The organism is Pseudomonas sp. lyk4-R2A-10, from assembly GCF_030209075.1.
Lineage (GTDB): Bacteria > Pseudomonadota > Gammaproteobacteria > Pseudomonadales > Pseudomonadaceae > Aquipseudomonas > Aquipseudomonas glycinae.
The window spans coordinates 344190-368884 of sequence record NZ_JARVSR010000006.1 but is presented as its reverse complement, the minus strand read 5'-3'; the positions used below and the strand labels follow the sequence as shown (position 1 = coordinate 368884).

Annotated in this window: 21 protein-coding genes and 1 other RNA gene; 11 read left to right on the top strand and 11 right to left on the bottom strand. The window is 61.6% G+C overall.

Annotation, left to right across the window (positions count from 1 at the left end; genetic code table 11):
* Position 1 precedes the first annotated feature (1 nt).
* On the top strand, positions 2 to 187 hold the full coding sequence (locus QRN46_RS11070) for a CcoQ/FixQ family Cbb3-type cytochrome c oxidase assembly chaperone (RefSeq protein WP_003175465.1): 186 nt from the start codon (positions 2 to 4) through the stop codon (positions 185 to 187).
* Positions 184 to 1167, top strand: coding sequence for a cytochrome-c oxidase, cbb3-type subunit III (gene ccoP, locus QRN46_RS11065; protein WP_011333286.1), 984 nt, complete (start codon positions 184 to 186; stop codon positions 1165 to 1167). Before QRN46_RS11070 ends, ccoP begins: the two co-directional genes overlap by 4 nt.
* Before the next feature lie 401 nt (positions 1168 to 1568).
* On the opposite strand, the gene QRN46_RS11060 is transcribed toward ccoP, so the two are convergent.
* A complete protein-coding gene (locus QRN46_RS11060) occupies positions 1569 to 2573 on the bottom strand; it encodes a metallophosphoesterase family protein (RefSeq protein ID WP_011333285.1) in 1005 nt (334 codons plus the stop codon).
* Between the two features lie 470 nt (positions 2574 to 3043).
* Here QRN46_RS11060 and ccoG point away from each other — a divergent pair, with 470 nt between their 5' ends.
* The 6 genes from ccoG (at position 3044) to hemN (ending at position 10050) form a co-directional block, all read left to right on the top strand.
* Positions 3044 to 4459 carry a cytochrome c oxidase accessory protein CcoG gene (gene ccoG / locus QRN46_RS11055; RefSeq protein WP_041475186.1) on the top strand — a complete coding sequence of 472 codons (1416 nt, stop codon included), beginning with the start codon at positions 3044 to 3046 and terminating at the stop codon, positions 4457 to 4459.
* Between the two features lie 11 nt (positions 4460 to 4470).
* The gene (locus tag QRN46_RS11050) at positions 4471 to 5010 is read left to right on the top strand and encodes a FixH family protein (protein ID WP_285354668.1); all 540 of its coding nucleotides are present in this window, start codon (positions 4471 to 4473) and stop codon (positions 5008 to 5010) included.
* A 213-nt stretch (positions 5011 to 5223) separates the two neighbouring features.
* A complete protein-coding gene (locus QRN46_RS11045) occupies positions 5224 to 7674 on the top strand; it encodes a heavy metal translocating P-type ATPase (protein ID WP_285354667.1) in 2451 nt (816 codons plus the stop codon).
* Positions 7675 to 7696: 22 nt separating this feature from the next.
* Positions 7697 to 7909: a cbb3-type cytochrome oxidase assembly protein CcoS gene (ccoS, locus tag QRN46_RS11040; RefSeq protein ID WP_007951659.1), complete on the top strand. Its 213-nt coding sequence runs from the start codon at positions 7697 to 7699 to the stop codon at positions 7907 to 7909.
* On the top strand, positions 7902 to 8585 hold the full coding sequence (locus QRN46_RS11035; protein WP_011333281.1) for a sulfite exporter TauE/SafE family protein: 684 nt from the start codon (positions 7902 to 7904) through the stop codon (positions 8583 to 8585). The genes ccoS and QRN46_RS11035 overlap by 8 nt, the downstream gene beginning before the upstream one ends.
* A gap of 82 nt (positions 8586 to 8667) precedes the next feature.
* A complete protein-coding gene (gene hemN / locus QRN46_RS11030; RefSeq protein WP_221615622.1) occupies positions 8668 to 10050 on the top strand; it encodes an oxygen-independent coproporphyrinogen III oxidase in 1383 nt (460 codons plus the stop codon).
* On the opposite strand, the gene QRN46_RS11025 is transcribed toward hemN, so the two are convergent.
* Entirely contained in the window at positions 10047 to 10529 is a 483-nt protein-coding gene (locus QRN46_RS11025) for a hypothetical protein (protein WP_221615621.1), read from the bottom strand. The two genes, hemN and QRN46_RS11025, sit on opposite strands and share 4 nt — an antisense overlap.
* A gap of 155 nt (positions 10530 to 10684) precedes the next feature.
* On the opposite strand from QRN46_RS11025, the gene fnr reads away from it, so the two are divergent.
* Both fnr and QRN46_RS11015 read left to right on the top strand, forming a co-directional pair.
* Positions 10685 to 11419, top strand: coding sequence for a fumarate/nitrate reduction transcriptional regulator Fnr (gene fnr, locus QRN46_RS11020; protein ID WP_039770035.1), 735 nt, complete (start codon positions 10685 to 10687; stop codon positions 11417 to 11419).
* A gap of 78 nt (positions 11420 to 11497) precedes the next feature.
* The gene (locus tag QRN46_RS11015; protein ID WP_003223345.1) at positions 11498 to 12046 is read left to right on the top strand and encodes an adenine phosphoribosyltransferase; all 549 of its coding nucleotides are present in this window, start codon (positions 11498 to 11500) and stop codon (positions 12044 to 12046) included.
* A gap of 147 nt (positions 12047 to 12193) precedes the next feature.
* On the opposite strand, the gene QRN46_RS11010 is transcribed toward QRN46_RS11015, so the two are convergent.
* The 5 genes from QRN46_RS11010 to dnaX form a co-directional block, all read right to left on the bottom strand.
* Positions 12194 to 13342 (bottom strand): acyl-CoA dehydrogenase family protein, encoded by a 1149-nt coding sequence (locus QRN46_RS11010; RefSeq protein WP_285354666.1) that lies wholly within the window; start codon positions 13340 to 13342, stop codon positions 12194 to 12196.
* Between the two features lie 71 nt (positions 13343 to 13413).
* Positions 13414 to 14016, bottom strand: coding sequence for a recombination mediator RecR (gene recR / locus QRN46_RS11005; RefSeq protein WP_007951652.1), 603 nt, complete (start codon positions 14014 to 14016; stop codon positions 13414 to 13416).
* A 66-nt stretch (positions 14017 to 14082) separates the two neighbouring features.
* The gene (curA, locus tag QRN46_RS11000; protein WP_085667904.1) at positions 14083 to 15117 is read right to left on the bottom strand and encodes an NADPH-dependent curcumin/dihydrocurcumin reductase; all 1035 of its coding nucleotides are present in this window, start codon (positions 15115 to 15117) and stop codon (positions 14083 to 14085) included.
* 148 nt (positions 15118 to 15265) lie between these two features.
* On the bottom strand, positions 15266 to 15604 hold the full coding sequence (locus tag QRN46_RS10995; RefSeq protein ID WP_285354665.1) for a YbaB/EbfC family nucleoid-associated protein: 339 nt from the start codon (positions 15602 to 15604) through the stop codon (positions 15266 to 15268).
* Between the two features lie 67 nt (positions 15605 to 15671).
* On the bottom strand, positions 15672 to 17750 hold the full coding sequence (gene dnaX, locus QRN46_RS10990) for a DNA polymerase III subunit gamma/tau (protein ID WP_221615618.1): 2079 nt from the start codon (positions 17748 to 17750) through the stop codon (positions 15672 to 15674).
* A gap of 145 nt (positions 17751 to 17895) precedes the next feature.
* Between dnaX and QRN46_RS10985 the strand changes: the two genes are divergently transcribed.
* On the top strand, positions 17896 to 18645 hold the full coding sequence (locus tag QRN46_RS10985) for a substrate-binding periplasmic protein (RefSeq protein WP_285354664.1): 750 nt from the start codon (positions 17896 to 17898) through the stop codon (positions 18643 to 18645).
* Positions 18646 to 18654: 9 nt separating this feature from the next.
* Here QRN46_RS10985 and QRN46_RS10980 read toward each other — a convergent pair whose 3' ends face one another.
* From QRN46_RS10980 to ligA, 4 genes are all read right to left on the bottom strand, one after another.
* Positions 18655 to 20610 carry a hypothetical protein gene (locus QRN46_RS10980; protein ID WP_285354663.1) on the bottom strand — a complete coding sequence of 652 codons (1956 nt, stop codon included), beginning with the start codon at positions 20608 to 20610 and terminating at the stop codon, positions 18655 to 18657.
* Positions 20611 to 20855: 245 nt separating this feature from the next.
* An RNA gene (gene ffs, locus QRN46_RS10975) (signal recognition particle sRNA small type) lies at positions 20856 to 20952 on the bottom strand.
* 111 nt (positions 20953 to 21063) lie between these two features.
* On the bottom strand, positions 21064 to 22230 hold the full coding sequence (locus tag QRN46_RS10970; RefSeq protein ID WP_221615615.1) for a zinc-binding metallopeptidase family protein: 1167 nt from the start codon (positions 22228 to 22230) through the stop codon (positions 21064 to 21066).
* 68 nt (positions 22231 to 22298) lie between these two features.
* The gene (gene ligA, locus QRN46_RS10965) at positions 22299 to 24656 is read right to left on the bottom strand and encodes an NAD-dependent DNA ligase LigA (protein WP_011333272.1); all 2358 of its coding nucleotides are present in this window, start codon (positions 24654 to 24656) and stop codon (positions 22299 to 22301) included.
* Positions 24657 to 24695 lie beyond the last annotated feature (39 nt).

Genomic DNA, 24695 nt, shown 5'->3' with positions numbered 1-24695 from the left:
GATGGATATCGGGATGATTCGAGGCCTGGGCACCGTTGTCGTGATGGTTGCCTTCATCGGCCTGGCGTTGTGGGTGTTCAGCCCCAAGCGCAAGTCGGAGTTTGAAGACGCGACCTTGCTGCCCTTCGCGGATGATCCCGAAGCCATCAAGCACGTCGAGCAAGCTTCTAGGAGTAACAAAGAATGACTACATTCTGGAGTCTGTACGTCACAGTCCTCAGTCTCGGTACGATCTTTTCCCTGACCTGGCTGTTGCTGTCGACCCGCAAGGGCCAGCGCAGCGAACAGACGGACGAGACAGTGGGCCACTCCTTCGACGGAATCGAGGAGTACGACAACCCGCTGCCGAAATGGTGGTTCATGCTGTTTGTGGGCACCATCGTCTTCGCTCTGGGTTATCTGGTGCTGTACCCGGGCCTGGGCAACTGGAAAGGCCTGCTGCCGGGCTACAACTACCTCGATACCGAGAAGCAGACCGCGTTCGCCAACGGCCAGACCGGCTGGACCGGCGTTCACGAGTGGGAAAAGGAAATGGCGCGTTCGGATGCCAAGTTCGGTCCGATCTTCGCCAAGTTCGCCGCCATGCCGATCGAAGAAGTGGCCAAGGATCCGCAAGCCCTGAAGATGGGGGGTCGCCTGTTCGCCTCCAACTGCTCGGTCTGCCACGGTTCCGACGCCAAGGGCGCTTATGGCTTCCCGAACCTGACCGACGCCGACTGGCGCTGGGGCGGCGAGCCGGAAACCATCAAGACCACCATCATGGGCGGTCGTCACGCGGTGATGCCGGCCTGGGCAGAAGTGATCGGCGAGCAAGGCGTGGCCGACGTGGCCGCGTTCGTGCTGACCAATCTGGATGGCCGCAAGCTGCCGGAAGGCACCAAGGCAGACCCGGCCAACGGCCAGAAACTGTTCGCCGCCAACTGCGTGGCCTGCCACGGTCCGGAAGGCAAAGGCACCCCGGCAATGGGCGCCCCGAACCTGACCCACCCGGCCGCGTTCATCTACGGTTCGAGCTTCGCCCAGCTGCAGCAGACCATCCGTTACGGCCGTCAGGGCCAGATGCCTGCCCAGGAACAACTGCAAGGCAACGACAAGGTTCACCTGCTGGCGGCTTACGTTTACAGCCTGTCCCACGGTGAAAAACCAGCGGAAGCCGAGGCTCAGTAAGACCAACGCTTGAAGCAAAAAACGGCCCCGCCAATGAGTATTGGCGGGGCCGTTTTGTTTCCCTCTCTACTGATTCAAAGAATATTGCCTCCACCGAGACTGTCCAGGCCCGAAGGTCTGCGCTGCCTGCCGGCATCGCCCGGCTGGTTGCCTTTCTGACTGGCCAGATCCTTCGTCCCCTGCGCAGCTTCGACCGGCTCAAGCGCTCGCAGAGCCGTTTGCAGGTATACGACGGCCAAGGGAGCTACCGCGCTGGCGCTATTCAGAATGACGGTCCAATGCATCCATTTCTTTCTGAGTAATGCCGAGTGCTTTGAAAGTGCCTTTATTCATACATTTTCATCCCTGAAAGAGTCAGATCTTCCGGACAAAGCCTGTGAAAGCGATGTCCGAGACATTTTTTATGGACGATTGGCCCAGATGGACTTCACCGGAACCGTGTGCACGAATCGCGGCTTTTGCCATTCATTGTTCTCGACCAGATTGACGTGCAGCTGCCTGCGATCATCCGAAAAACTGGCCGTCAGGTACGTTTGCTGGGACGTTGCGCCGCTGAGAAACATCGGCACCTTACCCATCCAGCGCTTGGCTCCACCTCGCGCATGGTAATGACCCGCAAAAATGGCCGTGACTTCATACTTCTCGATCATGTCCAGAAAGCGCTGCTCCTGTTGCCAGTCTCCCTGCCAGTCATCCCACTTGTGCATGTTGAGGATGATGGCGTAACCCTGGGCCCTCGCCACCCTCAAATCGTTCTCCAGCCAGTCCAGGGCACTGGTGATATTGAAGGTTGTCGGATTCAACGCATGAGCAATCTTTGTGGCGTAGGTGGGTTCATTGTTGAGCTGCACCAGATGAACTTCTCCGACATTTTTCGAGTAAGCGAGACTGCCCGAGTAAAGGATATTCAGAAAAGCGCCAGTGACCTTGAGATCAAAGTTATCCACCTTGCTCTTATGATGTTCGTTGAACTCGACAATACTGCCCGCCGCACAACTATTACTGAAACAGTCATCAACATTATTTTCGTAGTCATGATTACCCAAGCCATACAGGTAATCACCCTTGAAGTATTTCTCAAGGGCCGATTTCATATACGAGCGCTGCCAACCATGACCAAAAGCAGTAATGTCGCCATTGATCATCAACGGGATTGCCGTCTGCCCACCGTGGGCATTTCGAAACTCGGCGATACTGCCCAACTGGCTGTCCACCAGCCACTTGGCACGTTTCTCAAAGTCCGCATCGGATTCCGGCGCTCCACTATCGGTCTTGTCAGTCCAGGGATACTGCGTATCGGAAGCGAACACCATATGCCGTGGCGTGCCCTCGACGGCATGAGCCAAAGTGACAGAAGATAATAAACAGATGCTCAGCAGAAACTTTACAACTCCATTTAAAGCCATAACAGTGAAACTCCATTTAACTTGAATAATGACTGGCAACTAAATTTCGCCAGACGCAAACATATTCGATCAAACGGAATCTTTCAAAGCCGACAACATGAGCAATTAAATAAACTTGTTTCAAATACAAGAACAACAGAAAGCAGAGCTCCGCACTTCAACAAGACCGCTCTAGGTTTAATTACGGAAACCGGACGACGAAGGGCCGGTTTTCGGCCATGCGGATCACCCGGCAGCGCAACGGCGACGAATCGCCTAGACTGATTTATCGGCCGGGCAAAAAAGGGTGATCCCTCACAAGTCAATTGATTCAAGTCATTACACCATCAATTGATTTTGCCCAACGCGACCAAAGGTCGCACCCGTTCGTCGGCATGACAGGCGTATCATTGGGCCACTGCAACACCCCTTTTTGACCCCGGCCGGCACGTATCGACCGAGGCATTTTTCCACTGCCGTGGGATGCAATGATGAGCAACCAGATTCCGGTACACGACGTCACGCCACCCAGCAAAAACGCGAACAACAGCGTCGACCTTTACGCCTCTCGAGAAAAAATCTACACCCGTGCTTTCACCGGCCTGTTCCGTAATCTGCGGATGATAGGCGGCGCCGCGCTGTTCCTCTTGTATTTCGGAACGGTCTGGCTGAACTGGGGCGGCCATCAGGCCGTGTGGTGGAACCTGCCGGAGCGCAAATTCTTCATCTTCGGCGCCACGTTCTGGCCGCAGGATTTCATTCTGCTTTCCGGGCTGCTGATCATTGCGGCGTTCGGCCTGTTCTTCATCACCGTGTATGCCGGCCGGGTCTGGTGCGGCTATACCTGTCCGCAAAGCGTGTGGACATGGATTTTCATGTGGTGCGAGAAGGTCACCGAAGGCGACCGCAACCAGCGCATCAAGCTCGACAAGGCGCCGATGAGCGCCAACAAGTTCCTGCGTAAATTCGCCAAGCACGCGCTGTGGCTGCTGATCGGTTTCGTCACCGGCATGACCTTCGTCGGCTACTTCTCGCCGATCCGCGAACTGGTCTTCGAATTCTTCACCGGCCAGGCCGATGGCTGGTCGTATTTCTGGGTCGGCTTCTTCACCCTCGCCACCTACGGCAATGCCGGCTGGCTGCGTGAGCAGGTGTGCATCTACATGTGTCCGTATGCGCGCTTCCAGAGCGTGATGTTCGACAAGGACACGCTGATCGTTTCCTACGACCCGCGTCGTGGCGAAAGCCGCGGCCCGCGCAAGAAAGGCGTCGACTACAAGGCCCAGGGCCTGGGCGACTGCATCGACTGCACCATGTGCGTTCAGGTCTGCCCGACCGGCATCGACATCCGCGACGGCCTGCAGATCGAGTGCATCGGCTGCGCCGCCTGCATCGACGCCTGCGACAGCATCATGGACAAGATGGATTACCCGCGCGGGCTGATCAGCTACACCACCGAACATAACTTGTCCGGGCAGAAAACCCATAAACTGCGACCACGCCTGATCGGCTACGCCGTGGTGCTGCTGGCGATGATCAGCCTGTTGGTGACGGCCTTTTTCATGCGTTCGCTGGTGGGTTTCGACGTCAGCAAGGACCGCGTGCTGTACCGTGAAAACGCCGAAGGCCGGATCGAAAACGTCTACAGCCTGAAGATCATGAACAAGGATCAGCGCGACCACACCTATGTGCTGGAAGCCGCCGGTTTGCCGGATCTGCGCCTGCAAGGCAAACGCGAGATCAAGGTCCCGGCCGGGGAAATCTTCAGCATGCCGGTCGAGCTGTCCAGCGCGCCCGAACAATTGCCATCGAGCACCAATGAGGTGAAATTCATCCTCAAGGATGCCGATGACGACAGCGTCCACGTAGAAGCCAAGAGCCGGTTCATCGGCCCACAGAATCGTTGAGAGAACTGAACATGCCCGCAGCAAACGCCGCAAGTCCCTGGTACAAGCACCTTTGGCCATGGATCATCATCGCGATTCTGGCCTGTTCGGTGACCCTGACGCTGTCCATGGTGACCATCGCGGTGAACAACCCGGACAACCTGGTCAACGACAACTACTACGAGGCCGGCAAAGGCATCAACCGTTCGCTGGATCGCGAGCTGCTGGCCCAGACCCTGAAGATGCGCGCGGCCGTGCATCTGGATGACGTCACTGGCGAGGTCGACCTGCGTCTGAGCGGCGACAGCCAGCCTAAGACCCTGGAACTGAACCTGATCTCGCCGACCCAGCCGGAGAAGGATCGCAAGATCGTCCTGGCCCGCAGCGAGACTGAAACCGGCCGCTACATCGGCCAGTTGAGCGACAAGATCGAAGGCCGGCGTTTTGTGGAGTTGCTGGGCACTCAGGATGATCACGTGTGGCGGATGTTCGAGGAAGAACTGGTCAGCCATGAGAAGGATTTGTTGCTGGGTGATGAACCGCTGCAGGGCGCCGAGGATTTGAAGAAGTAAGCAGCCTGCAAGTGCCCCCTCACCCTGGCCCTCTCCCCCTGGAGAGGGAACTGATCTCGGACGCTTGCACGCGCCATGTATGCCAGTGACGATGTCGCTGACTGAACCCACTTTTCCGGCTCACATCAATCGGCCCCCTCTCCCTCTGGGAGAGGGCTGGGGTGAGGGCAAGCGGACCACTCGATTCCAAGGGTTTATCCCCTCGACAATGCCATGACCACCCCGATCCCCTGCTACCACTGCGCCCTGCCCGTCCCGTCCGGCAGCCGCTTCACCGCCGTCGTGCTCGGGGAGTCCCGCGAGTTCTGCTGCCCCGGCTGTCAGGCTGTGGCCGAAGCCATCGTCGCCGGTGGTCTGGAAAGCTATTACCAGCATCGCAGCGAAGCCTCGGCCAACCCCGAAGCGCTGCCGGTGCAACTGGTCGATGAGCTTGAGCTGTACGACCGCGCCGATGTGCAGCAACCGTTTGTGCGCCACGAAGGTGAACTGGCCGAAACCACGTTGCTGATGGAAGGCATCAGTTGCGCCGCCTGCGGCTGGCTGATCGAGAAACACCTGCGCACCCTGCCCGCCGTGGCCGAGGCGCGGCTGAACCTGTCCAATCATCGCCTGCATGTGCGCTGGGCTGACGCTCAGCTGCCACTGAGCCAGATCCTCGGCGAACTGCGCCACATCGGCTACGCTGCGCACCCGTATCAGGCCGACCGCGCGAGCGAACAACTGGCCAGCGAAAACCGTCTCGCCCTGCGCCAACTCGGGGTCGCCGGGCTGCTGTGGTTTCAGGCGATGATGGCGACCATGGCGACCTGGCCGGAATTCAACATCGACCTCAGCCCGGAGTTGCACACCATCCTGCGCTGGGTCGCGCTGTTCCTCACCACGCCGATTGTGTTCTACAGCTGCGCGCCGTTTTTCAAAGGGGCCATGCGCGACTTGCGCACCCGTCATCTGACCATGGATGTCTCGGTGTCGCTGGCGATCGGCGCAGCGTATGTCGCCGGAATCTGGACCTCTATTACCGGGGTTGGCGAGCTGTATTTCGATGCGGTGGGCATGTTCGCGCTGTTCCTGCTCGCCGGCCGCTACCTCGAACGCCGCGCCCGCGAGCGCACCGCTGCCGCCACCGCGCAACTGGTCAATCTGCTGCCCGCCTCGTGCCTGCGCCTCGACGATACCGGCCAGAGCGAACGCATCCTGCTCAGCGAACTGCGTCTCGGTGATCGCGTGCTTGTGCAACCCGGCTCGGTGCTGCCGGCGGACGGCAGGATTCTCGATGGCCAGTCGAGCATCGACGAATCGGTGCTGACCGGCGAATACCTGCCGCAACCGCGCACCAAGGGCGATGCCGTCACCGCCGGCACACTGAACGTGGAAGGCGCGCTGACCGTCGAGGTGCAGGCGCTCGGCCAGGACACGCGACTCTCGGCGATCGTCCGCCTGCTGGATCGCGCCCAGGCGGAAAAACCACGGCTGGCGGAAATCGCCGACCGCGCCGCGCAATGGTTCCTGTTGCTGTCGTTGATCGCGGCGGCCGCCATCGGCTTACTGTGGTGGGAACTGGATTCGTCACGGGCCTTCTGGATCGTCCTCGCCATGCTGGTGGCGACCTGCCCGTGCGCGCTGTCGCTGGCGACACCGACCGCCCTCACCGCCGCCACCGGCACCCTGCACAAACTCGGCCTGCTGCTGACCCGCGGCCATGTGCTGGAAGGCCTGAACCAGATCGACACGGTGATTTTCGACAAGACCGGCACCCTCACCGAGGGGCGTCTGGTATTGCGCTCGATCCGCCCGCTCGGCGCCCTCGACAGCGATCAATGCCTGAGCCTCGCCGCCGCCCTGGAAAACCGTTCCGAACACCCGATTGCCCGCGCCTTCGGCCGCGCGCCGCTGGCTGCCGAAGACGTCCACAGCACGCCCGGCCTGGGGCTTGAAGGCTTGGTCGGCGAACAGCGCTTGCGCATCGGTCAGGCGGATTTTGTCTGTGATCTCAGCGACGCGCCGGTGCCATCGATGCCGAACGAGCCGGGTCAATGGCTGCTGCTCGGTAACCGTCAGGGGCCGCTGGCCTGGTTCGCCCTCGACGACCGTCTGCGCGACGACGCCCCGGCCCTGCTCGCGGCGTGCAAGGCGCGCGGCTGGCGCACGCTGCTGCTGTCGGGCGACAGTTCGCCAATGGTCGCCAGTGTCGCCGCCGAACTGGGCATCGACGAGGCCCGTGGCGGCTTGCGTCCGGACGACAAGTTGCAAGTGCTGCAACAACTGCACAGGAACGGCCGCAAGGTGTTGATGCTCGGCGACGGGGTCAACGATGTGCCGGTACTGGCCGCTGCGGACATCAGCGTTGCCATGGGCTCGGCCACTGATCTGGCGAAAACCAGTGCCGACGCGGTGCTGCTGTCCAACCGGCTCGACGCTCTGGTTCAAGCCTTCACGCTGGCCCGCCGCACCCGTCGGGTGATCATCGAGAACCTGTTGTGGGCCGCGCTGTACAATGGCCTCATGTTGCCGTTCGCCGCCCTCGGCTGGATCACTCCGGTGTGGGCCGCCGTCGGCATGTCGATCAGTTCGCTGACCGTGGTGCTCAACGCCCTGCGCCTGACTCGCCTGCCGAGCGCGCCGGCCGTCAGCGCCACTTCAGAAACCCGCCCGCTGCCGGCCTGAGCCGCGCGGGCATGGAGTACAGATGCCAGCTCTCTACGTGATGATTCCGGCCGCGCTGCTGATCGTGGCCATCGCCGTCTACATCTTCTTCTGGGCGGTGGACAGCGGCCAGTACGACGACCTCGACGGCCCGGCCCACAGCATCCTGTTCGACGACCAGGACCCGAACCACACCGCCGCTGTGGACGAAGCCAACCCGGCCAAACCGGACGACAAGGCGCCACCCCATGCTTGAACTGGCGCCACTGCTGGTGTCTGCGTTGATTCTCGGCCTGCTCGGCGGCGGGCATTGCCTGGGCATGTGCGGCGGTCTGATGGGCGCGCTGACTCTGGCGATTCCCAAGGAACAACGCAGCCGACGCTTTCGATTGCTGCTGGCTTATAACCTCGGGCGAATTCTCAGCTATGCCACGGCCGGTCTGCTGATCGGTCTTGCTGGATGGGCCGTAGCCAACAGCCCTGCCGCATTGTTCATGCGGGTTCTGGCCGGGTTGCTGCTGATCGCCATGGGCCTGTATCTGGCGGGCTGGTGGAGCGGCCTGACCCGCATCGAAAGCCTCGGTCGCGGACTGTGGCGTTACATTCAACCTGTCGCCAATCGTCTGCTGCCGGTGTCGAGCCTGCCCCGCGCCCTGCTGCTTGGCGCGCTGTGGGGCTGGCTGCCGTGCGGGCTGGTTTACAGCACGTTGTTGTGGTCGGCCAGCCAGGGCAATGCACTCGACAGCGCCTTACTGATGCTGGCCTTCGGCCTCGGCACCTGGCCGGTATTACTGGCGACCGGCCTCGCGGCCGAACGTGTAACGACACTGTTGCGCAAACGCAGCGTGCGCATGGCCGGTGGCTTGCTGGTGATCCTGTTCGGCATCTGGACCCTGCCGGGGCCGCACCAGCACTGGCTGATGGGCCACTGATCCCGTTGATGCAAATCAAGATGCCTTTTCGCGCCCTCCCCTAGACTCGGCACACTGCCAGCCTATCCGGGGGAATGCCCGCATGCTCGACGCCATTCGTTGGGACACCGATTTGATCCGCCGCTACGACCTGGCGGGGCCGCGCTACACCTCGTACCCGACGGCCGTGCAATTTCACAGTCAGGTCGGCACCTTCGACCTGTTTCACGCCCTGCGCGACAGCCGCAAGGCCCTGCGCCCGCTGTCGCTGTACGTGCACGTGCCGTTCTGCGCGAACATTTGCTACTACTGCGCCTGCAACAAGGTCATCACCAAGGATCGCGGCCGCGCGTTGCCTTATCTGCAACGGCTCGAGCAGGAAATCCAATTGATCGCCTGCCACCTCGACCCGGCGCAGAAAGTCGAGCAACTGCACTTCGGCGGCGGCACGCCGACCTTTCTCAGCCACGATGAATTGCGGCAGTTGATGGCGCACCTGCGCAAGCACTTCAATCTGCTGGACGATGATTCTGGCGACTACGGCATCGAAATCGACCCGCGCGAAGCCGACTGGTCGACCATGGGCCTGCTGCGCGAACTTGGTTTCAACCGGGTCAGCATCGGCCTGCAGGATCTCGACCCGGCGGTGCAGCGGGCGGTCAATCGCCTGCAAAGCCTGGAAGAAACCCGCGCGGTGATCGACGCGGCGCGGACCCTGCAATTTCGCTCGATCAACATCGACCTGATTTACGGCCTGCCCAAACAGACCCCGGACAACTTCGCCCGCACCGTCGAGGAAGTCATCAGCCTGCAACCGGACCGGCTCTCGGTGTTCAACTACGCGCACCTGCCGGAACGCTTCATGCCGCAGCGGCGGATCAACGGCAACGAACTGCCGAGCCCGGCGCAGAAACTGGAAATGCTCCAGCGCACCATCGAACAACTGACCGTCGCCGGCTATCGCTACATCGGCATGGACCACTTCGCCCTGCCCGACGATGAACTGGCGATTGCTCAGGAAGAGTCGACCCTGCAACGCAATTTCCAGGGCTACACCACCCACGGCCATTGCGACTTGATCGGCCTGGGCGTGTCGGCCATCAGCCAGATCGGCGACCTGTACTGCCAGAACAGCAGCGACCTCAATCACTACCAGAACACCCTCGCCGGCGCGCAACTGGCCACCAGCCGGGGCCTGGTGTGCAACGCTGACGATCGACTGCGCCGCGCGGTAATTCAGCAACTGATCTGCAACTTCAGCCTGGATTTCGCCGAGATCGAGCGCAGTTTCAACATCGATTTTCAGGGCTACTTCGGCGCGCTCTGGCCGCAATTGCAGGGCATGGCGCAGGACGGGTTGATCGAACTGGATCGCGAGCGCATCACCGTGCTACCGGCCGGGCGCCTGCTGGTACGTTCGGTGTGCATGGTGTTCGACGCTTATCTGGAGCAGCAGAACCGCCAGCGTTTTTCGCGGGTGATCTAGCTCTTCATCAGCAGCGAGTTGGTTTTCAGGTTCTGGTCAGCGGTCAGGCTCGATTGGTCGATGACCTTGGCCAGGGACAGATTGGCAGTAATCAGACCGTTGTTGAGGGCGGAGATGGCGCTTTTGAGGGCAGCGACCTTGGCGAACCGCTCTTCGTTGGAAAGGGTCTTGTTGGCCATCAGCGCGTTGATCTGGGCGTTCTTTTCGGCGATCTGCTGGCGAAACTTGCGAATCATCTTCAGCAATTGCTGGACGTTCTCCGGCAGGCCACTTTCTTCGATATCGCGGTTTTTCCCGCCGGCACCGGCGGATTTTGCAATGGCGGCACCGGACAGCGACACTTTGACGCCCTCGACCAAGGTCGGGCTTCCCAAAGACGACGCGTCTGTGCCGGACTCATCGGCAACGGAGGTTTCAGCACTTTCCAGCAACGACGCAACGCCACTGTTACCGGGGGTCAGCGTACCAATAGCAGTCATCGAAGCGGTTCCTTGCATGCCGTCAGATACCTGTTTATCGGCCGTCATCCCTGCGGCTTTATGCCGAGGGGGCAATCTCGCCCCAAGCTGGCCTGAATGTCCTCCGCTGGGTTACCCTTACGCCTTATGTGTGTTTTCCCACAAGGATCCAAGAAATGTCCGAGCCAGTTAAACTGCGCGCTCACAACCAGGCTAATTGCAAGGATTGCAGCCTGGCCCCTCTCTGCCTGCCACTTTCGCTGAATCTGGAAGACATGGAAGCGCTGGACGAAATCGTTAAACGTGGCCGCCCGCTGAAAAAGGGTGAGTTCCTGTTTCGCCAGGGCGACACCTTCGATTCCGTTTATGCAGTACGCTCCGGCGCCCTGAAGACCTTCAGCCTGAGCGACACCGGCGAAGAGCAACTGACCGGCTTCCACCTGCCGAGCGAACTGGTCGGGCTGTCCGGCATGGACACCGAGAAACACCCGGTCTCCGCCCAGGCGCTGGAAACCACTTCGGTCTGCGAGATTCCGTTCGAACGCCTCGACGAACTGGCCCTGCAATTGCCGCAGCTGCGCCGTCAGTTGATGCGTGTGATGAGCCGCGAAATTCGCGACGACCAGCAAATGATGTTGCTGCTGTCGAAGAAAACCGCCGACGAGCGCATCGCCACCTTCCTGGTCAACCTGTCGGCGCGTTTCCGCGCTCGCGGCTTCTCGGCCAACCAGTTCCGCCTGAGCATGTCGCGCAATGAAATCGGCAACTACCTGGGGCTGGCGGTGGAAACCGTGTCCCGGGTCTTCACCCGCTTCCAACAGAACGAACTGATCGCCGCCGAGGGCAAGGAAATCCATATTCTCGACCCGATCCAGCTCTGTGCCCTGGCCGGCGGCTCGCTCGAAGTCTGATCTCGACCCGCGGCCGAGCGTATCGTTTCAGCCGCGGGTATACTGCGCCGTTTGCAGCCCTGCCAGGACACCTCGACGATGGTCTTCGACTCCTTCGACATCAAATCCCTGATCCGCCCCGTGATCGACTTCCCGAAACCGGGCGTGATCTTTCGCGACATCACCCCGCTGTTCCAGTCGCCCAAGGCCCTGCGCCTGGTGATGGACAGCTTCGCCCACCGCTATGTTGAAGCCGACTTCACCCACATCGGCGCGATGGATGCGCGTGGTTTCCTGATCGGTTCGGTGCTGGCTTATCAACTGAACAAGCCGCTGGTGCTGTTCCGCAAGCAAGGCAAACTGCCGGCGGACGTGCTGGCCGAAGGTTACGCGACCGAGTACGGCGAAGCGTTCCTCGAAGTGCACGCCGACAGCCTGTGCGAAGGCGATTCGGTGGTGATGTTCGATGACCTGATCGCCACCGGCGGCACGCTGATCGCGGCGGCCAACCTGATCCGCCGCATGGGCGCCCGCGTTCATGAAGCGGCGGCGATCATTGATCTGCCGGAGCTGGGTGGTTCGCAGCGTCTTGAGGACATGGGGATTCCTACGTTCTGCCTGACGCAGTTTGCGTTGACTGATAAGTAAAACCCCGCGCCTGATCGTTCCCACGCTCTGCGTGGGAATGCAGCCCGGGACGCTCCGCGTCCCTTCCAAAGCCGAACGCGGAGCGTCCGTTGAGGCATTCCCACGCAGAGCGTGGGAACGATCAGTCCTCCGTGTGGAGACGATCAGTCAAAGTCCCATCTGCTTGCTGATGATCTCGTTCATCACTTCCCGCGTCCCGCCGCCAATCGACAAAATGCGGTTATCCCGATAAAGCCGCTCCACCAGGCTTTCGCGCACGTAACCCAGCCCACCGAGAATCTGCACCGCTTCATTGGTGATGCGATCCGAAGTGTCCGTGGCAAAGTTCTTGGCCATGGAAATCTCCTTGATCACGCTCTGCCCCGCCGCCATCTTCGCCGCCTGCCGGTAGGTGAACTCCCGCGAGACTTCCAGCGTCGTGGCCATTTCCGCGAGGCGATGCTTGATCACCTGGAACTTGCCGATGGGTTTGCCGAACGCTTGCCGCTCCTTTGCCCACTTCAGGCTTTCTTCCAGGGCCAGTTGTGCGGTCATGTTGGCCATCAGCGCCAGCGCCAGACGCTCGCTCTGAAAGTTGCCCATGATGCAGGCAAAGCCCATGTTCTCCGCGCCAATCAGATTTCCTACAGGCACCCGGCAATCTTCGAAGAACAATTCAGCGGTGTCTGACGCCCACCAGCCCATTTTCTTCAGTTGCCGTCCGACAGTGAAACCTGGCGTACTCTTCTCGATCAGCAGCAGGCTGATGCCGCCAAAACCAGGCGCACCGGTACGTACCGCGACCGTGTAGTAGTCGGCGCGTACCCCACTGGTGATGAAGGTTTTGCTGCCACTGACCCGGTAATAATCGCCATCGCGTACGGCGCGGGTCTGCAGGTTGGCGACGTCGGAACCGCCGCCCGGCTCGGTGACGGCCAAGGCGCTGATCTTCTCGCCGCGGAGCACTTGGGGGACGACGCAGTCGCGGACTTCGGGCCGGGCCCATTTGACGATCGGCGGCAAACCGATGTCGAGCGAGCCAAGCCCGGCCACCAGCCCGCCGGAGCCGCAACGCATCAGTTCTTCGCTGGCGGCGATCTTGGCGAACAGATCACCTTCGTGACTGCCGCCCAGCGCTTCGGGGTAACCGATGCCGAGGATGCCGGCCGCGCCGGCCTTGAGGTACAGCTCACGGGGAAAGTTTTCGGCTTCTTCCCACGCGTCGATATCCGGCAGGATCTCGCGTTCGACGAAACGACCGACGCTGTCGCGGACCATTTGGTGGCTGGGATCGAAGTATTCCTGGAAGGCGGGCATCGGCGAACTCCATGGAAGGGTTCGCCGAACTTAACCGAGCGCTTGCTTGGTTTTCAACAGAATTGTGTGGCTCAGAGGGAAATCGGCTTGCGCCCGGCAAACGAGTGAGCCAGCGTGCCGCCGTCCACCAGCTCCAGTTCGCCGCCCAACGGCACGCCGTGGGCGATGCGCGAGGCGATCAGGCCTTTGTTCTGCAGCAACTGGGCAATGTAGTGGGCCGTCGCTTCGCCTTCCACGGTCGGGTTGGTGGCGAGGATGACTTCGGTGAAGGTGCCCGCCTCTTCGATCCGTGCCATCAATTGCGGAATGCCGATGGCCTCCGGGCCGAGCCCGTCCAACGGCGACAGGTGCCCCTTGAGCACGAAGTAACGACCGCGGAATCCGGTCTGCTCGACCGCGTAGACGTCCATCGGCCCTTCCACCACGCACAGTAGCGTGTCGTCGCGACGGGTGTCGGCGCATTGCGGGCACAGATCGTCTTCGGTCAACGTGCGGCACTGGCGGCAGTGTCCGACCCCTTCCATGGCCTGGCTCAAGGCCTGGGCCAGGCGCGTACCGCCGCTGCGGTCACGTTCGAGCAACTGCAACGCCATACGCTGGGCAGTTTTCTGACCCACGCCCGGCAAAGTTCGCAGGGCATCGATCAGTTGGCGAATCAAAGGGCTGAAGCTCATGGGGAAAAAGTCCGACAAAACAACGAGACGCGGTTTATACCCGCGCCTCCGGCCAGCGTCAAATCCTCAGTCCTGGGCGACCTTCACCACCAGTTTGCCGAAGTTGCGCCCCTCCAGCAGCCCGATAAACGCCTCAGGCGCCTGCTCCAGGCCCTCGACCACGTCCTCGCGGAATTTCACCTTGCCGTCGCGCACCCACGGCACCATCGCGCTGATGAATTCCGGCTGACGGTCGCCGTAGTCGTCGAACACGATGAAACCCTGAATCCGTACGCGTTTGGTCAGCAAGGTGCGTTGCAAGGCGGGCAAACGATCCGGGCCTTTCGGCGCTTCCGAGGCGTTGTAGCCGGCAATCAGGCCGCACAGCGGGATCCGCGCCTTGGGATTGAGCAGCGGCACGACCGCATCGAAGACATGGCCACCGACGTTTTCGTAATAGATGTCGATGCCATTGGGACAGGCCTTGGCCAGTTGCTCGGCGAAGTCCGGCGCCTTGTGATCGATACAGGCGTCGAAGCCCAGTTCCTCGACCACGTATTTGCATTTCTCGGCACCACCGGCCACGCCGACGGCGCGCAGACCCTTTATCTTCGCCACCTGGCCGACCACCGAGCCCACTGCGCCGGAAGCGGCGGCGACCACCAGGGTCTCCCCTTCTTTTGGCTGGCCGATGTCCATCAAACCCATGTACGCGGTCATGCCGGGCATGCCCAGCACGCCGAGGGCCATCGACGGACTCGGCAGGCCCGACGGGATCGGGATGATATTGCGGCCATCGCTGATGCTGTGGCTTTGCCACCCGGTGGCACCAACCACCAGATCGCCGGGGTGGAATTTCGGATGACGCGACTGTTCGACCCGGCTGACAGCCCCGCCGGTCATCACCTCGCCGATTTGTACCGGCGCCGCGTAGGACGGCGCGTCACTCATGCGCCCGCGCATGTAGGGATCGAGCGACAGGTACAGGGTCTTGAGCAACACCTGACCGTCTTCAAGGTCCGGCAGCGCCTCGCGCTCCAGACGGAAGTTCTCGGGCGTCGGCGCGCCCACCGGCCGCGAGGCCAGCACGAAGCGTTGATTGAGGGTCAGAGGGTCGGACATGTCAGCGTCTCCTTTGAAGGGTGAATTCGGTGGTATAGGGAGCAGACCGTTGCAGCTATTGCGCGTTCGATGTTTCGTCAGCCGGAAACAAAAATGCCAGGCGCGATGCCTGGCATTTTTTGTAGCTCATCCAACCCGCAAAGGCGAATCAGAACGGCAGTTTCATACCGGTCGGCAGGTTCATGCCAGCGGTCATGCTGCCCATTTTCGCCTGGCTGTTGGCTTCGATCTGACGTACGGCGGCGTTGACGGCAGCGGCCACCAGATCCTCGACCACTTCGCGGTCATCTTCGTCCAGGCCCGGCAGTACGCTCGGGTCGATGCTGACTTTTTTCACGTCATGACGACCAGTCATCACCACGGTGACCAGATCGCCACCGGCTTTGCCAGTGACTTCGGCGTTGGCCAGTTCTTCCTGCATCTTGGCCATTTTTTCCTGCATCTGCTGCGCCTGCTTCATCAGGCCGGCCATGCCACCTTTCATCATGGGAATCACCTCAAAAGTACTTGGATCAAAACAGCGCCCGGCCAGACAGGCCGGACGCCCTCAGTTATTAGCCCTGACTGACCAGGGCGTCGACAGGTTCAATAGTATCGTGTCGCACGACCGCACCGAACTGTTGGACCATCTGCTGGATGAACGGATCGCCGTGGATCGATTCCTCCGCCTCGCGCTGACGGTTGGCACGGCGCCGGGACGCCGCCTGGGCCGGAGTTTCCTGCTCGGGCTTGATCAGCTCGATGGTCAGGGTCAGCGTGCGCCCGTGGAACTGGTTCAGCGCATCGTTCAGACGACGCTGCTGGGTGGCGTTGAACAAGGCGCTGTGGGCCGGGTCCAGGTGCATCAGCCAGTTGTCGCCATCGGCCGCAATAAGCGTGCAGTTGGCGGCGATGCTGCCGGTCATGCCGGAAATCGGCAGTTGCGGGAACAGCTCCAGCCATTGCAGGGCCAGACCTGTGGCCGGCGCGGCGGCGGGTTCCGGCTCGGGCTCGGGAGCCGGTTCTGCGGCGTGCTCGCTGGCCAGATCATCGAGGTAACTGTAGGCCGAATCCATGTCCGGCTCGATGTAATCCTCGTCGAGCGGCGGCTCGTCGTCCATGTCCATGCCCGGTGTGGCGGCATCGACGTCGGCCACTGATGGCTCGGGGATCGGCGCGGCGGCCCACTCCGGCGCGTCCGGTACGACGCTGTCCGGAGTCGGCAGCGGCATGGGCGGCAGGTCAGGCTGTTCGGCGGTGGTTTCCAGCACCGGTTCTACCGCTGGCTGTTGCACAGGCGCCGGCTCTACCGGGTCATTCCACGGTAGATCGACGACTTCTTCGACGGCAACCGGCTCGGGCTCGGGCTCAGGAACGGGTTCCGGCGCAATCACCGGGGCGACCGGTGCAGGCTCGGGAGCCGGCGCAGGCGCAACCACCGGCGCTGGCGCAACAGCCGCAGCAACTACCGGCGCAGGTTTCGGCGCGGCAGCCACTGAGTTTGCGGAATCAACTGTGGCCTGGCTGATCCCCACTGGCTTTAGCGGTTGCCTCGGGGCGTCCGCCGTGTCTGCTGGCCGGAAGGCCAGCATCCGCAGCAGCACCATCTCGAAACCGCCTCGCGGGTCCGGCGCCAGCGGCAAGTCGCGGCGACCGATCAGGCCCATCTGGTAATAGAACTGCACGTCTTCGGCCGGCAAGGCCTGGGCCAGTGCCAGCACCCGGTCACGGTCGCCGTGGCCGTTGTCGACACCTTCCGGCAAGGCCTGGGCGATGGCGACGCGGTGCAGCACATTGAGAATTTCCGAGAGCACGCCGTTCCAGTCCGGCCCCTGTTCGGCCAGATGGCGCACGGCTTCGAGCAACGCCTTGGCGTCGCCTTCAATCAGCGCGTGCAACACGTCGTAGACCTGACCGTGATCCAGCGTACCGAGCATCGCCCGCACATCGGCGGCCAACACTTTGCCTTCACCGAAGGCGATGGCCTGGTCGGTCAGGCTCATGGCGTCACGCATCGAACCGTCCGCCGCGCGGCCGAGCAGCCACAGTGCGTCATCTTCGAACGGGACGTTTTCGGCGCCCAGAACGTGGGTGAGATGCTCGACCACCCGCTCAGGCGTCATGTTCTTCAGGGAGAACTGCAGGCATCGCGACAAAATCGTTGCCGGAAGTTTCTGCGGGTCGGTGGTCGCCAGGATGAACTTGACGTAGGGCGGCGGCTCTTCGAGGGTTTTGAGCAGCGCATTGAAGGAATGGCTGGAGAGCATGTGCACTTCGTCGATCAGGTAGACCTTGAAGCGCCCGCGGCTCGGGGCGTACTGCACGTTGTCGAGCAGCTCGCGGGTGTCCTCGACCTTGGTCCGGCTCGCGGCGTCGATCTCGATCAGGTCGACGAAACGGCCTTCATCGATCTCGCGGCACACCGAACACTCGCCACACGGGCTGGAAGTGATACCTGTTTCACAGTTCAGGCATTTGGCGATGATCCGCGCAATCGTGGTCTTGCCGACGCCCCGCGTACCCGTGAAGAGGTAGGCGTGGTGCAGGCGCTGGCTGTCCAAGGCATTGATCAGAGCCTTGAGCACATGGGTCTGGCCGACCATTTCGCGGAACGAGCGCGGACGCCATTTACGTGCAAGAACCTGATAACTCATCGAAAACCGTCGCGGCAAAGGAAGCAGAAGCGGCTAATGCTAGCGGAGCAAGGCCAAAATTGCATCCGGTGTGCTCGTCTATTCTGGCTAAGCTGCATGGGCAGGGGCTTTTATCGGTTCGGGATCGGGAATTACCGGAGCGTTTATGCGGTGGGCCGTGGGGGCAATACTGGGAATCAGCCTGAGCGCGATGGCGTCGCAACCGCCGCTGCGCTTCGCCGTTGCCGACAGCTGGGCGATGCCGATGGTGCAGATCGAACGCGGCCGTCCGACCCAGGGCATCCTCTACGACATGATGCTCAGCCTGGCGACCCAGGTCGGCATACCGGCGCAATTTCACGTCCTGCCCCGCGCCCGCGTGCAGAACGCCATGGAACATGGCGAAGTCGACGTGCGCTGCTATGCCGCGCAATCGTGGCTGCCGAACCAGTCCGGCGATTACATCTGGAGCATTCCGCTGCTGTTCCAGCGTGACCTGCTGATCAGCCGCCAGGACCAACCGCCCAGCGCTGATCCGGCCCACCTGCCCCGCCAGTCGATCGGCACCGTGCTTGGCTACAGCTATCCCACGCTGCAACCGATATTCGACGCCGATCGACTCTGGCGCGAAGACGCGCGCAACCAGGAGCAGGTGCTCGACAAACTGCTGGCCGGCCGCTACCGCTACGCCGTGAGCAATCAATGGACCCTGGACTGGTTCAACCAGCGCCTGCTCCCCGGGCAGCAACTGCAGGCGGTGGCGGTGTTGCAGGAGCAGAAGGTCGGCTGCTATGTGCGCAATGATCCGAATGTGCCGGTGCAGCGGATATTGAGGACGTTGCTGCGGATGAAAATGTCGGGGGAGATTGATGACATTATCCGGTTGTATACCGGTAGGTCTGGCGGCGAGCCGTGAGCCAGACCCTCAATGCCCCGCCGTATCACGAAACTGCTGGTACTCGTGATACTCGACCCACTCAACCACATCGTACGGCACGTAAAGCTTCAGCCTGGCGCGAGAGATGGCGATGTACACGGCGCAGATCCGCTGATCGAACGCGTAGGCGTCCTTGAATTTCTCGTTGGTCAGCAACCCCGGCGTCAGCAAGACCTTGTCGAACTCCATGCCCCCCGCCTCTTCCGCGAGCATCAGCAGGCAGCCGTTGCCGGCGTTGTCGATCATTCGGTTCAAGCGTGTCAGGTCGGCGATCATGAAGCCGTTTTCCAGCTTGGCCTTGACCCGCAGAAATGATTCGTCGAACTGATTGGCGTCACAAACGGCCTGCCAGTCGGGCAGGTCGCTGAAGTACGGATGCACGCCGTTTTCGCTGAATTCGGAACGGTAGAAATCAGGTTTGAACAGTTCGATGGCGGTGGCCATGAAATGCTTGAGTTCATCCTGAGTGCGCTTGTCCGGAAATCTGAACTTGCAGTTGGAGTCGTGCAGGTGGATGGCCCAGATCATGCTGTCCCAGGGCGATGCCGTCAGCACCACGCAACCCCCGGACGGTACGAAACCTTCCGGGTACTCCTTGATAACAACATCGGCGTCACTGGCGCCTTCGAACGGAATCTTGCCCTTCTGCGAATGCCGGGCGATCAGCGGATTGACCAGCCGTTCGACGTTGCGACCCGAGCGCACGGAATAGCTGATATCGCTTTGGCGAACCTCACGGTGCCGTTTGACCGGCACGCCACTGGCCTGCTGGTACTCGTCGCCGAGGGTGATCAACACCTGGCGGCCGCGTTCGATAATCTGCAACAGCGAGCCGGGAATGTCCTGGCTCTCGTCGATCAGCACGTGCGTGTAGCGCGCCGGCACCACACAGCCGGCGATGCAGGCGCGCTTGATCATCAGCAACGCTTCGAAGCCGGTCTGGCTGCCCCACGCCGGGTTGAGTTCGAGGTAGCCCCAAACCCGGCTCGAGTACTCCAGCAACACCTGAGCGTCGACGCTGGAGAGCGGCTGGTTGAAATGCGGCAGATGCTTCGCCGAAAAAGTGTGATCGCGGAAGCGGCAGTAGCGTTCGATCGCTTTGAGGCAGAGCTCAAGGGTCGCCGGCCCGTCGTAGTGGCGGAAACCGAAGATATTCAGTTCCTGCGCCAGCGCCTGGCGGGTCGGGATTCGCCCTCCCTCCGCCTGAGGCCTGCGACCGAGCATCAGCGACTGGGCAAACGTCAGGAAGGTCTTGCCGGCCCTCTTCTCGCTCGGCCCCACCATGCGCTGACGAAGGACTTCGAGCTTGGCCGGGGTGCGCGCCAGCAACAGGGTCTTTTCCGGGCGCAGATGCTCCAGCAACGCCACCAGCAGATGGCTTTTGCCGATCCCCGCGTAGCCTTGAACGTGCAGGTCTTCGTCCAGATTGGCGCGGAAGGTTCTGACCAGTTTGTCCTGTGCCGGGCTTAACCAGCGCTCGCGGTAACGGGGCGTCACGATCGGCTGGCTGAACGGGTCATGGCTGCGATGGCGCCGGACCTTGTATTCAAAATCCCACTGGCCGTCGGGCAATAGGTAATCGCGTGCCGATATTTCTTCGACCAACAGAAAACGCAGGTTCAGAGGATTCAGGACCTTCAGGCCGAAATACAGTTTGCGCGGGTCGAACAGTCGCTGCGCTTCGGACAGCAGGCTCGCATTCGTAGACTGACGAGTGTCGACAGCCCACGCCAACAGCTTGGCCAGAATCTTCTCTGCCGCCACGGCGCCGAGATCCTGCTCTTTCGTCTGCACCAGATTCTGGATGACCAGCACCGCCGCCAATTCCGGATCGGTCAGGCTTTCGAGCGCTTTTGCGCCACCCGCCTGCAACAGGTTCGCGCAGGTTTCATCCGTGACGGGCAAGAACACAGGGTTGGATAGATCGGAATGTTCCGGGAGCATAAAACCTCGCGGCCAGGGCGCAGACCTTGCAAGGTCGATCCTGGCCAGACTCTTCATTTATTTCGATGGCTGCGAGTATGCGGGATTGAAGAGCAAATGATTACCCCGTATCGACGCCATCGCGAGCAGGCTCGCTCCCACAGGGTGTGCTGACTCGAACGACAAATCGCAGGCATAAAAAAACCGCAGTGGGCGAAACCCATGCAGTTCGGTGTTTATTCGTTCGATGTTCGTTAAGGTGGTAACCCTACCAGCCACACCCCGGCACACAATGTTCCCGCTGTGGCTGCTGCCTTCCGGCTCTGACCAGGTTCACGGGTAATCGTTGCGGGGGGACCGATAGGGTCACCATAACGACACTCGCCTGTCGGCGAGCCGCGCCATTGTACCTATCTGAGACGAAGTTACAACCGCTCGTTGCAGATTAAAAATATGAAGGGCTTCAAGCACTTGCTATTGCGCCTGCAGCACCTCGTCCGCGCGGCCGCCCTCTTGCTGGATCACCAGATGAATGAAGTGCAGCTTGGCGATCGCCGCCGGCGGCAGGACGAAGGGATAGAAATCCGGCTGCCCCATGCTGCGCGACAGTTCGTTGAGCATGCCGGCCAGTTCGATCCACGCGTTGACGAACGACAGGAACGCTGCACCACCGGGATGCTCGGGGTCGTACAGCGTGCTCGGCGGAAACGGCTGGTAATCCAGGTCCATCTCCCGGGCGCTCATACCGAAACCCAGCGCGGTGTCCACCGCGTCCATCATGTGCAGGTAATGCGCCCAGGTTTCCGCCCAGTCTTCCCAGGGGTGCATGGTGGCGTAGGCGCTGACGTAGTGCTGCGACCAGTCCGCCGGCGCGCCCTGCTGATAATGCCGCTCCAGCGCCTCGGCATAACTGGCGCGTTCGTCGCCGAACAGATTGCGGAATGAACCGAGCCACGGGCCGTTGGCGATCAACCGATCCCAGTAGTAATGCCCGACCTCATGGCGAAAGTGCCCGAGCAATGTGCGATAGGGTTCGTGCATCTGCGCCCGGACTCGCTCGCGGTGGGCGTCGTCGGCCTCTTCGATGTCGAGAGTGATCAGGCCGTTGGCGTGGCCGGTCATCGGCGCGTTGCCTTGCAGATCGACGCCGATGAAATCGAACGCCAGGCCGGTGGCTTCGTCGACGGTTTTCGGGACGACCGGCAGGCCGAGGCTGATCAGTTGCGCCACCAGTCGGCGCTTGGCGATTTCCACCTTGCGCCAGCGTTCGGGGTTTTCCGGGACGGACAGATCGGGGATGGTGCGGTTCAGAGCGCACGCCGCGCACAGGCTGGCGTGATCGTTGGCGGGCAGCAGCCAGTTGCAGGCCGCAGGAGTATCGAGGTTGGCACAGCGCCGGAACAACCCGGCTTCGGGATCGACATCCAGCGTCCAGGTGCCCTCCTGCGGGCCCGGTTGCAGCGAGGTCAGCCGACTGTATTCCGGTTGATAGCCCAGCGCCGAGTTGCAGGCCAGGCACTGACTGTTGCGAAAGAACAGCGACTGGCCGCAACGGCACGGCCAGATTTTGCTGTTGCGCGAGGATTCGCCCATGAACGGCGCGACGATGCGGGAACTGAGCTGCTCGAAAAAGCGGTACATGGCGATCTCTCCCTTGGGCTTGCCAAGACTAGATCATTCCCGCGAGTCGATCGTTCCCGCGCGTTGCGTCAGGCGGAAATACCGTGTCCTTTCAGGAACGCGATAAACGCCTCTTCATCCATCACTTTCACGCCCAGTTCGTTGGCCTTGGTCAGTTTCGACCCGGCGCCCGGCCCGGCGACCACGCAATGAGTCTTGGCCGACACGGAGCCGGCGACCTTGGCGCCGAGGCTTTCCAGGTGTTCCTTGGCCACGTCGCGGCTCATCAGCTCGACCTTGCCGGTCAGTACCCATGTCTCCCCGGCCAATGGCAGGCCTTCGACGACTTTCTTTTCGCTCTGCCAGTGCATACCGAAATCGCGCAGTTGTTTTTCAGCGTCTTCAGCCAGCTGACGATGCTCGGGCAAGGCAAAGAACTCGCGAACCGAGTTGGCCTGCTTCTCCGGCAACGCCTGGCGCATGTCCAGCCAGTCCGCGTTCATCACCCCTTCCAGCGATTCGAACTTGTCCGCCAGCTTCTGCGCCCCGCCCGGCCCGACCGAAGGAATGTGCAGCTTGTCGAGGAAGCCACCCAGCGTGGTGCTGGCGGCAAACTCGGCACCCAGCTCGCCCTGATCCTGAATCTGCAAACCGTGGCCCAGCAGCTCGGTGATCACCTGCCGGTTGTGCGCATCTTCGAAGAAGCTGTGGATTTCGTGCGCCACTTCCAGGCCGATGTCCGGCAAGTACGTCAGCACTTGCGGCAAGGCTTGCTGAACACGCTCCAGCGACCCCAGCGAGCGGGCCAGAACCTTGGCCGTCTCTTCGCCGACATCTGGAATGCCCAGCGCATAGATGAAGCGCGCCAGACCCGGTTTCTTGCTGTCTTCAATCGCAGCCAGCAACTTGTTGCTCGACACCTCGGCAAAGCCCTCGAGGTCGACGATGTCCTCGAACTTCAGCGCGTAAAGATCGGCCGGCGAACTGACCAGCCCCTCATCGACCAACTGCTCGACGCTCTTGTCGCCGAGGCCTTCGATGTCCATCGCGCGACGGGAGACGAAGTGAATGATCGCCTGCTTCAGTTGCGCACCACAGGCCAGTCGGCCGACGCAGCGATACACCGCACCTTCGCTGATGGTTTCCTTGCCCTTGCTGCGCTTGACCAGTTGCGTGCGTTCGACGTGGGATCCGCAGACCGGGCAGCTCTCAGGAATCTGCACCGGCCGCGCATCTTCCGGGCGGCGCTCCATGACCACTTGCACCACTTGCGGGATCACATCGCCAGCGCGACGAATGATCACCGTGTCGCCGATCATCAGGCCCAGCCGGGCGACTTCATCCATGTTGTGCAATGTGGCGTTGGCCACCGTGACGCCAGCGACCTTGACCGGTTTCAAGCGCGCCACAGGGGTGACGGCGCCGGTACGGCCGACCTGGAACTCCACGTCGAGCAGCTCGGTGAGCTCTTCCATGGCCGGGAATTTGTGGGCGATGGCCCAGCGCGGTTCACGGGCGCGGAAGCCCAGTTCGCGCTGATCGGCAATGCTGTTGACCTTGAACACCACGCCGTCGATTTCATAGGCCAGCGAATTACGGCGCTCACCGATATCGCGGTAATAATCCAGGCATTCGCCGATGCCCTTGGCCAGTTTCAATTCGTGGCTGATCGGCATGCCCCAGGCTTTCAGTTGCTGGAGGTTGCCGATGTGGGTGTCGGAAATATCGTGGGACACCTGGCCGATGCCGTAGCAGCAGAATTCCAGCGGCCGGTTGGCGGTGATCTTCGAATCCAGCTGACGCAGGCTGCCGGCGGCGGCGTTGCGCGGGTTGGCGAAAGTCTTGCCGCCGACTTCCAGTTGCGAAGCGTTGAGGCGTTCGAAACCGGCCTTGGACATGAACACTTCGCCACGCACTTCCAGGGTCGCCGGCCAGCCCGTGCCGTGCAGCTTCAGCGGAATGTTGCGCACGGTGCGCACGTTGACGCTGATGTCTTCGCCGGTGGTGCCGTCGCCGCGCGTGGCACCGCGCACCAGCACGCCGTCCTGATACAGCAGGCTGACCGCCAGACCATCGAGTTTCGGCTCGCAGCTGTATTCCACCGCCGCGCCACCACCGAACAGATCGCCGGCCGGCAGATCCAGACCTTCGGTCACCCGGCGGTCGAACTCGCGCATGTCGGTTTCTTCGAAGGCGTTGCCGAGGCTGAGCATCGGCACTTCGTGACGCACCTGGGTGAACGCGGTCAGCGCCACGCTGCCGACGCGCTGGGTCGGCGAGTCGCTGGTGATCAGTTCCGGGTTGGCCGCTTCCAGCGCCTTGAGCTCGTGGAACAACCGGTCGTACTCGGCATCCGGAATGCTCGGCTCATCGAGGACGTGGTAACGGTAGTTGTGCTGATCGAGTTCAGCGCGCAGCTCTAGAATGCGGTCTTTGGCGGCAGTCATGGGTGTTCTCTCATAAAGCAAAAGAGCAGCCGAGGCTGC

Coding starts and splice junctions, on each gene's coding strand:
- dnaX (WP_221615618.1), bottom strand. CDS start 17,750: ATGAGTTATCAGGTTCTTGCACGTAAATGGCGTCCGCGCTCGTTCCGC.
- ccoG (WP_041475186.1), top strand. CDS start 3,044: ATGAGCAACCAGATTCCGGTACACGACGTCACGCCACCCAGCAAAAAC.
- QRN46_RS10980 (WP_285354663.1), bottom strand. CDS start 20,610: ATGCTCCCGGAACATTCCGATCTATCCAACCCTGTGTTCTTGCCCGTC.
- QRN46_RS11060 (WP_011333285.1), bottom strand. CDS start 2,573: ATGGCTTTAAATGGAGTTGTAAAGTTTCTGCTGAGCATCTGTTTATTA.
- fnr (WP_039770035.1), top strand. CDS start 10,685: ATGTCCGAGCCAGTTAAACTGCGCGCTCACAACCAGGCTAATTGCAAG.
- QRN46_RS11035 (WP_011333281.1), top strand. CDS start 7,902: ATGCTTGAACTGGCGCCACTGCTGGTGTCTGCGTTGATTCTCGGCCTG.
- curA (WP_085667904.1), bottom strand. CDS start 15,117: ATGTCCGACCCTCTGACCCTCAATCAACGCTTCGTGCTGGCCTCGCGG.
- QRN46_RS10995 (WP_285354665.1), bottom strand. CDS start 15,604: ATGATGAAAGGTGGCATGGCCGGCCTGATGAAGCAGGCGCAGCAGATG.
- QRN46_RS11015 (WP_003223345.1), top strand. CDS start 11,498: ATGGTCTTCGACTCCTTCGACATCAAATCCCTGATCCGCCCCGTGATC.
- ligA (WP_011333272.1), bottom strand. CDS start 24,656: ATGACTGCCGCCAAAGACCGCATTCTAGAGCTGCGCGCTGAACTCGAT.
- ccoS (WP_007951659.1), top strand. CDS start 7,697: ATGCCAGCTCTCTACGTGATGATTCCGGCCGCGCTGCTGATCGTGGCC.
- QRN46_RS11050 (WP_285354668.1), top strand. CDS start 4,471: ATGCCCGCAGCAAACGCCGCAAGTCCCTGGTACAAGCACCTTTGGCCA.
- QRN46_RS10985 (WP_285354664.1), top strand. CDS start 17,896: ATGCGGTGGGCCGTGGGGGCAATACTGGGAATCAGCCTGAGCGCGATG.
- QRN46_RS11070 (WP_003175465.1), top strand. CDS start 2: ATGGATATCGGGATGATTCGAGGCCTGGGCACCGTTGTCGTGATGGTT.
- ccoP (WP_011333286.1), top strand. CDS start 184: ATGACTACATTCTGGAGTCTGTACGTCACAGTCCTCAGTCTCGGTACG.
- hemN (WP_221615622.1), top strand. CDS start 8,668: ATGCTCGACGCCATTCGTTGGGACACCGATTTGATCCGCCGCTACGAC.
- QRN46_RS11025 (WP_221615621.1), bottom strand. CDS start 10,529: ATGACTGCTATTGGTACGCTGACCCCCGGTAACAGTGGCGTTGCGTCG.
- QRN46_RS11010 (WP_285354666.1), bottom strand. CDS start 13,342: ATGCCCGCCTTCCAGGAATACTTCGATCCCAGCCACCAAATGGTCCGC.
- QRN46_RS10970 (WP_221615615.1), bottom strand. CDS start 22,230: ATGTACCGCTTTTTCGAGCAGCTCAGTTCCCGCATCGTCGCGCCGTTC.
- QRN46_RS11045 (WP_285354667.1), top strand. CDS start 5,224: ATGACCACCCCGATCCCCTGCTACCACTGCGCCCTGCCCGTCCCGTCC.
- recR (WP_007951652.1), bottom strand. CDS start 14,016: ATGAGCTTCAGCCCTTTGATTCGCCAACTGATCGATGCCCTGCGAACT.